The following is a 6,757-nucleotide window of genomic DNA, read 5'->3' as shown; positions in this document are numbered from 1 at the left end:
GCGGCGCCGTGAGGCGACCCTCCACCCTCTCCCTGGTGACCATAGCGGTGTGGAACCACCCGATCCCATTCCGAACTCGGAAGTGAAACGCACCCGCGCCGATGGTAGTGTGGCTTTGCCATGCGAGAGTAGGTCATCGCCAGGGTCTTTATCCCCAAACCCCCATCCGTGCAAACGGGTGGGGGTTTGCTTTTGGGGCGTTGGAAATTGATCGGGATATCGGGGCGACTGGCTAGCTCGAAGCGCCGGGATTGCACGCAGCATGCTCGACGCATCGACCGGCCATCTGGCGCCGACCTGGAGCGCGCCCGCCCGGGGCCGGTGGTATTCACGACCCGAACGATCACGGGAAGAGTCGGCTCCGCATCTAACGGTACGGAAACGCGGCGCTTCGCCGAGCATGCTCCGTCATCGCGGGGTGCGCTTCACAGTTGAATACGCGGTGACGTTATTCATCGACGGATGCATCGTTCGCCCCGTGCGTCTCAGCGCCTTCGCTTCGGAGGGTTCGCAGCGCAGCCCTCCAAGTCGCCTACGTGCGGCCCGACCACGGCGCCTCGACTGGTGGACGAAACTAGCGCAAAAGCCAGAGCGCAGGTCAACGAACCGTTGGAGGTTCCCCGCCCACGATCACCACGTCGGCCGGGCGCCGGGCGAACAGGCCCACGCTCACCACGCCGGGGATCTGGTTGATCGCGCTTTCAAGGGCCACCGGGTCGGTGATGCGGAGCCCGTGGATGTCGAGGATCAGGTTTCCGTTGTCGGTCACCACGCCCTCGCGCCAGACCGGCTGCGCGCCGGTCAGGGCGACGATTTTCCGGGCGACGAGGCTGCGGGCCATCGGCACGACTTCGACGGGGAGGGGAAACCGGCCCAGCACGTCGACTTCCTTGCTGGGATCGATGATGCAGACGAACCGCTGGCTCGCCTCCGCGATGATCTTTTCGCGCGTGAGAGCGGCGCCGCCGCCCTTGATCAGTCGCTTGGCGCCGTCGCACTCGTCGGCGCCGTCGACATAAAGCGCAAGCGGGCCGGTGGCATTGAGATCGAGCACCTCGATACCGTGGCGACGCAGACGCTCCGTACTCTGCTCCGAACTGGAGACCGCGCCGCGGATGCGCTCCGGATCTCGGCCGAGAGCGTCGATGAAATACGCGACGGTCGAGCCGGTGCCGACGCCGACGATCATGCCGTCTTCGACGTAGGACATCGCCTTCTCGGCGGCAAGACGCTTGGCTTCGGTCATCGGGCGGACTCGAGTGATAGGAGGAGGGACCACTGGGCGCTCGAAACCGGCATCACTGACAGGCGGCTGCCGCGCTTGATGAGCGCGAATTCGTCGCCCAGATCGTCGGCGTGCCCGCGGATCTCCTCCAGGGAGATCAGGCGCGACAGCTTTCGTTCGAAGCGGACATCGACGTTGAACCAGCGCGGCTCTTCGCGCGTGGCCTTCGGGTCGAAATAGTGCGACGTACGGTCGAACTGGGTCGGATCCGGATACGCATCCGAGGCGACGCTCGCGACGCCCGCGATGCCGGGCGGGTTGCAGTTCGAGTGATAGAACAGCACGCCGTCGCCGTGGCGCATGCCGTTGCGCATGAAATTGCGTGCCTGGTAGTTGCGCACGCCCGTCCAAGGCTCGGTTCCGACCCGTTCGAGGTCGTCGATCGAGAAACAGTCGGGTTCGGATTTCATGAGCCAGAAGCGTCGTCGGACGGTCATGAGGTCGCGTCGCGAAGATAGGTGGCGGATTCGGTGCACACGGCGTCGAGCGGAACATCCCACGGCGCGGGCATCAGCGCGTCGACCCGCTGCACCTCGTAGCCTACGCCGACGAGCAGCGGTCGCGTCGCGGCGTCGCGCACGGGTGCAAGGCTTCGGTCGTACCAGCCGCCACCCATGCCGACGCGATGGCCCGCGGCGTCGAACGCCACGAGCGGCATGACGACCGCGGCCAGCGCGTCCGCCTCGAGCAGCGAAACGGGATCCACGTCGGGCTCGGGGATGCCGAAGCGGTTGGAGACCAGCGTGTCGCCCGGACGCCAGGGCGCAAATCGCAGTCGCTGGTCATCGCAGAGCACCGGAAGGCAGTACGTGCAGCGCGGCGGCAGTGATGTCTGCCAGGCGTGCAGAGCGATCTCGCCGTCGACGGCCCAGTAGCCGGCCACGAAACCGGAGGCAGGCATCCCGGGAACACCGTGCAGGCGCGCGGCGAGCTGTTGCGCGGCCGCAATGCGCAGGGCCGGCGACAGCGCGGCGCGGCGCGCACGCATGTCGCGGCGAAGTGCGGGAAGGTCGAGAAAGGCGTCGCTCATCGCGATCGGCCCGGAGCGGGCGATCGCGACAGGCGGGATGGGGAGTCCTCCACCGTGCCGATGCGTGCGAAACGACCTTGAACCCGAGGTTCAAGTGGGAACGCTCGGCCACCTTCGGGCTTCCCGCTCGCGGGCGGGCATGCGCTCCGGGCGGCCGTCACATTCCCGGTGTCGTTTTTAAGGGCCAAGGCGAATGTTTGCACACGCCGTCGCACACAGCAGAGGACGTGGACGCAGTATAGCGCGCCACGCCCGGAACATTGCCCGCGAACCCGCGCGGGATCGGCGCTAGTTCAGCCGCGTTGTGGAGCGTGCGCGCCATGTGATCACGTGCACGGCGCCGGCATTCGGCGCATGGCGCGTTTCAGCCGGGCGGTGCGTCCAGCAGGTCGTCGATGCGCCGATTGAGCATGCCCAGTGAATGCGCGATGTCGCGCTCGCGATGCGGCTCGGCACGCACCTGCAGGAATTCATGCGCGATGTTGAGCGCCGCCAGCACCGCGATGCGATCGACCGCGGCCATCTTGTTGCCGCCACGGATCTCGCGCATCTTGGTATCGAGCAGCTTGGCGGCGGCCAGCAGGCCGTCGCGCTGTTCGGGCGTACACCCGACGGTGTATTCGCGGTCCAGCAGCCGGACGTTGACGGGTTCGGTGGTGCTCATGCGGCCGGCCTCAGGTGTGCTGCTCGAGCGAGCGCAGGCGCGCGATCATCGCCTCGACGCGCACGCGGGCCTGCTCGTTCTTGGCGAGCAGCGACGCGCGCTCGGCCACGAGTTCGGACTGCTGCTGGCGCAGGCTGCGGTTCTCGTCCTGCAGCCGTCGCAGGCGATCGCCGAGTTCGTCGATGCGTCGGGCCAGCCGGTGGATGAGCTCGAGCGTCTGGGGCCTGTCGTCCATGCCGGCCACGATAGCAGCGGGACCGGCCGAATCAAGGCACCGTCGCAGCCGGCATCGAGACGTCCCATTGCCATTCACGCAGGAAGCGCTCGCAGCTAAGCGGCTCGAGCGGGCGCGAGAGCCAGTAGCCCTGGATCTCGTCGCAGCCGTTGCGGCGCAGGAACTCCAGCTGGCCCCCGGTTTCGACGCCTTCCGCGACGACGTGCAGCCCGAGCGAATGGCCCATCGCGATCACCGCGCTGGTGATCGCCTCGTCGTCCGGGTCGCGCGTGAGGTCGCCGATGAATTCGCGGTCGATCTTCAGTGCGTTGATCGGCAGGCGCTTGAGGTAGGCGAACGACGAATAGCCGGTACCGAAGTCGTCGATCGACATATGCACGCCGAGGTCGCGGATCGCCTGCAGCGACGACCAGGTTTCCTCGGCCATGATCACGCTCTCGGTGAGCTCGATCTCCAGCCGCTGCGGCGGCAGGCCGGTCTCGGCGAGCAGGCGTTCAATCGAGCCCGCAAGCTGTCCGCGGCGCAACTGCAGCGCCGACACGTTGACCGACATCGACAGGTCGAGCCCCGCCTCGCGCCAGCGTTGCAATTGTTGGCAGGCATGGCGCAGCGCCCATTCGCCGATCTCGAGGATCAGGCCGGATTCCTCGGCAAGCGGAATGAACTGCGCGGGCGAGATCGCGCCGAACTCGGCCGAGTTCCAGCGGAGCAGCGCCTCGACGCCGACGATGCGTCGCTGCGACAGCGAGAGCCGCGGCTGGTACACGAGGTGCAACTCCTCGCGGTCGATCACCTTGCGCAAGGCGGCCGACAGCGTGGCGCGTCGGCGGATGTCGACATCCATCGCGCCGGCATAGCGCATGAACATGCGGCGGCCGAGCGCCTTGGCCTGGTACATCGCCGTGTCCGCGTGCTTGAGCAGGTCCGACGGCGTGTCCGCATCGTCGGGGTAGACGGCGATGCCGATCGACGGCGAGATGATCACGTCCCGCAGGTCGCCGGCGTCCAGCGGGGATTCGAACGCGGCCAGCAGCGCGCGCGCGACGGCTTCGGCCTCGTCGGCGTGCTCGACGTGCTCCATGACCACGGTGAACTCGTCGCCGCCCAGCCGCGCGACAGTGTGCTGCGTGCCGACCGCGTGCTGCAGGCGCCCCGCGGTGGCGCGCAGGATCGCATCGCCGGCCGCGTGGCCGAGCGAGTCGTTGATGTCCTTGAAGCGATCGAGGTCGAGGAACAGCACGGCGATGCGCGTGTCCTGCCGGCGCGCGCGGGCGATCGCCCGCGACAGGCGCTCCAGCAGCAGCGCACGGTTCGGGAGGCCGGTGAGCGTGTCGTAGTTGGCGAGGTAGCGCAGCTCCTGCTCGGCGCGCTTCTGGTCGGTGATGTCCGACAGCACCGCGACCCAGTGGCCGCGCTGGCCGGCGTTGTCGAGCACGACGCTGGCCTGCAGCCAGCACAGGAACTCGCTGCCGTCCTTGCGGCGCTGCCAGATCTCGCCCGACCAGCGGCCGTCGCGCATCAGGTCGTCGCGCATGCGCGCGTACACGGACTCGTCGTGCTGGCGGCTGTCGATCAGGTGCGTCGACTCGCCGGTCACTTCGGCCTCGCTGTAGCCCGTCATGCGCGTGAAGGCGGGATTGACCGAGATGAAGTGGAAATCGTCGTCGAACACGGCGACGGCTTCGGCCATGCTGCGCAGCACTTCGCTGGCCACGCGCCGATCGCGCTCGGCGCGGCGCGTGCGGGTGACATCGCGTGCGGTGCCGGCGATGCGAACGGCGCGACCCTGCGCGTCGCGCTCGACGACGCGTCCGCGCGCGCGGATCCACATCCAGCCCCCGGTGCCGTCGGCGACACGGTGCTGCGACTCGAACACCGGCAGCTCGCCCTTCAGGTGGCGACGCAGCTGCGAACGCACGCGTTCGAGGTCGTCCGGATGGATCGTGTGGTCCCGTTCCAGGACCGACGCCACGTCGAGGTCGCGCGAGTCGTCGCCGCGCTCGGTCGCCTTCAGGCGATGCATGCGGCCGTTGCCGAGGTCGTAGTCCCAGAACTGCTCGCCGGACGCCCACAGCGCGAGCTTCAGGCGGTCCTCGCGCTCGCGCATGCCGGCCAGGTGCGCGCGCTCGTGACGCCGGCGCTGGCGCCACTGCCAGATCGCGAACGCGAGCGGGGCGACCAGCGCCAGGGCCGCGAGCAGCAGCACGATCGGCTGGCGCCACAGCGGCACGTCGACGGCGACCGGCAGCCGCAGTTCGTGCGGGGACCAGCGACCGCCGCGATCGGTCGACTGCGCACGGAACGTGTAATGCCCGGGCGGCAGGTGGGTGTAGGTGATCTCGCGCGAGTCGCCGTTCTCGATCCAGTCGGCGTCGAGTCCGTCCATGCGGTAGCGATAGCGCGGCTGCGCGGACGGGGCGAAATCGAGGGTGCCGATGCGCAGGCGCACGAGGTCCTCGCCGTCGCGCACGTGCAGCGACGCGGGCGGCCAGAGCGGCGCGTCGCTGTCGGCGTCGTTGCCGATGCGCATCGACAGCAGGCGCAGGGGCGCTGGCGCCGCCTCGTCGTCGCCGCGTACCGGATCGACCAGGTTCACGCCGCGGACGCCTGCGAAGGCGAGGCGCCCGTCCGTGAGTCGACCGACGCCGCCGCCGTTGAACTCGAGGTCCTGGAGGCCATCGCCGATGCCGAACAGGCGCGCCTGCCCACCGTCCGGGCGATACCGGAGCAGGCCCGCGTCGGTGCCGGCCCAGAGCGTGCCGCGCGGCGCCTCGCCGAGCGAGAACACCGTGGAAGCGCGGCGGTCCGCCAGGCTCGCGTGCGGCAGCGGCCGGAACGACACGCCGCCGCCCGGCGCGGGCGCCGCCTCGGCCAGGCCCGCATGCGTGCCGACCCAGATCCGGCCCGCGGCGTCCTCGAGCAGCGCGCGCACGACGTTGCCGGGCAGCGAGTCGCGGTCGTCGGCGCCGTGGCGGAAATGACGCAGGCGGCCGGTGGCCGGGTCGAGCCGGTCGAGCCCGTCGCCGGTGCCGAACCAGACGGCGCCGCGCCGGTCGACGAGCAGCGCATGCACGTTCGGATGCGACAGGCGCGCGCCCTCGCCGGCTTCGAGGTGTGTCAGCGTGCGGCCGTCCGCGGCGAGCCGGTACGCGCCGTCGCCGGACGTTCCGAGCCAGAGCGCGCCGTCGGCCGCGCGCGCGATCGATCGCAGCACCGGACGGACGTCGCCCGGCAGCTCGACCCGCCGTACGCGCCGGCTCGCCGGGTCGAGCGCCAGCAGGCCCGTGTCGGTCGCCAGCCGGAAGCCGCCGTCGGTCCACGTCAGGAACGCGGCGACGCGCCCGCGCGGCAGCGGCATCGCGGCGGTGAGGTCCTCGAAACGGTGCCCGGCGAGGTCGTAGCGCAGCAGGCGCCCGCCGTCGGTTCCCATCCACAGCGTGCCGGGCGAACCGGCCACCGAGCGGACGCTGTCGTCGGCCGCGGTGCCGTCGCGGACGTCGACGTTCGTGACATAAGCGAAGCGCGCGCCGCGCGGGTCGCCGA

General features: G+C 69.8%; 6 protein-coding genes, 1 rRNA gene and 1 other RNA gene. 1 reads left to right on the top strand and 7 read right to left on the bottom strand.

The window, feature by feature from the left end; translation table 11 throughout:
* Positions 1-31: 31 nt before the first annotated feature.
* Positions 32-145 (top strand): 5S ribosomal RNA (gene rrf, locus E4F61_RS13490).
* A 453-nt stretch (positions 146-598) separates the two neighbouring features.
* Here the strand turns inward: rrf and rpiA are convergent.
* The 7 genes from rpiA to E4F61_RS13455 all read right to left on the bottom strand — a co-directional run.
* Positions 599-1,246 carry a ribose-5-phosphate isomerase RpiA gene (gene rpiA, locus E4F61_RS13485; protein ID WP_133480144.1) on the bottom strand — a complete coding sequence of 216 codons (648 nt, stop codon included), beginning with the start codon at positions 1,244-1,246 and terminating at the stop codon, positions 599-601.
* Positions 1,243-1,722, bottom strand: a complete 480-nt coding sequence (locus E4F61_RS13480) for an EVE domain-containing protein (protein ID WP_133480143.1) — start codon at positions 1,720-1,722, stop codon at positions 1,243-1,245. The genes rpiA and E4F61_RS13480 overlap by 4 nt, the downstream gene beginning before the upstream one ends.
* Positions 1,719-2,315: a 5-formyltetrahydrofolate cyclo-ligase gene (locus tag E4F61_RS13475; RefSeq protein WP_133480142.1), complete on the bottom strand. Its 597-nt coding sequence runs from the start codon at positions 2,313-2,315 to the stop codon at positions 1,719-1,721. The genes E4F61_RS13480 and E4F61_RS13475 overlap by 4 nt, the downstream gene beginning before the upstream one ends.
* Before the next feature lie 42 nt (positions 2,316-2,357).
* Positions 2,358-2,543: non-coding RNA, 6S RNA (gene ssrS, locus E4F61_RS13470), on the bottom strand.
* Between the two features lie 136 nt (positions 2,544-2,679).
* The gene (locus E4F61_RS13465) at positions 2,680-2,979 is read right to left on the bottom strand and encodes a cell division protein ZapA (protein ID WP_133480141.1); all 300 of its coding nucleotides are present in this window, start codon (positions 2,977-2,979) and stop codon (positions 2,680-2,682) included.
* A gap of 10 nt (positions 2,980-2,989) precedes the next feature.
* A complete protein-coding gene (locus E4F61_RS13460; RefSeq protein ID WP_133480140.1) occupies positions 2,990-3,214 on the bottom strand; it encodes a TIGR02449 family protein in 225 nt (74 codons plus the stop codon).
* A 31-nt stretch (positions 3,215-3,245) separates the two neighbouring features.
* Positions 3,246-6,757, bottom strand: a 3,512-nt coding sequence (locus E4F61_RS13455; RefSeq protein ID WP_133480139.1) for an EAL domain-containing protein, incomplete at its 5' end; no start/stop codon positions are given.

The sequence above is a fragment of the Cognatilysobacter segetis genome (assembly GCF_004359965.1).
GTDB lineage: Bacteria > Pseudomonadota > Gammaproteobacteria > Xanthomonadales > Xanthomonadaceae > Cognatilysobacter > Cognatilysobacter segetis.
This window is presented reverse-complemented; position numbering and strand designations above follow the sequence as displayed.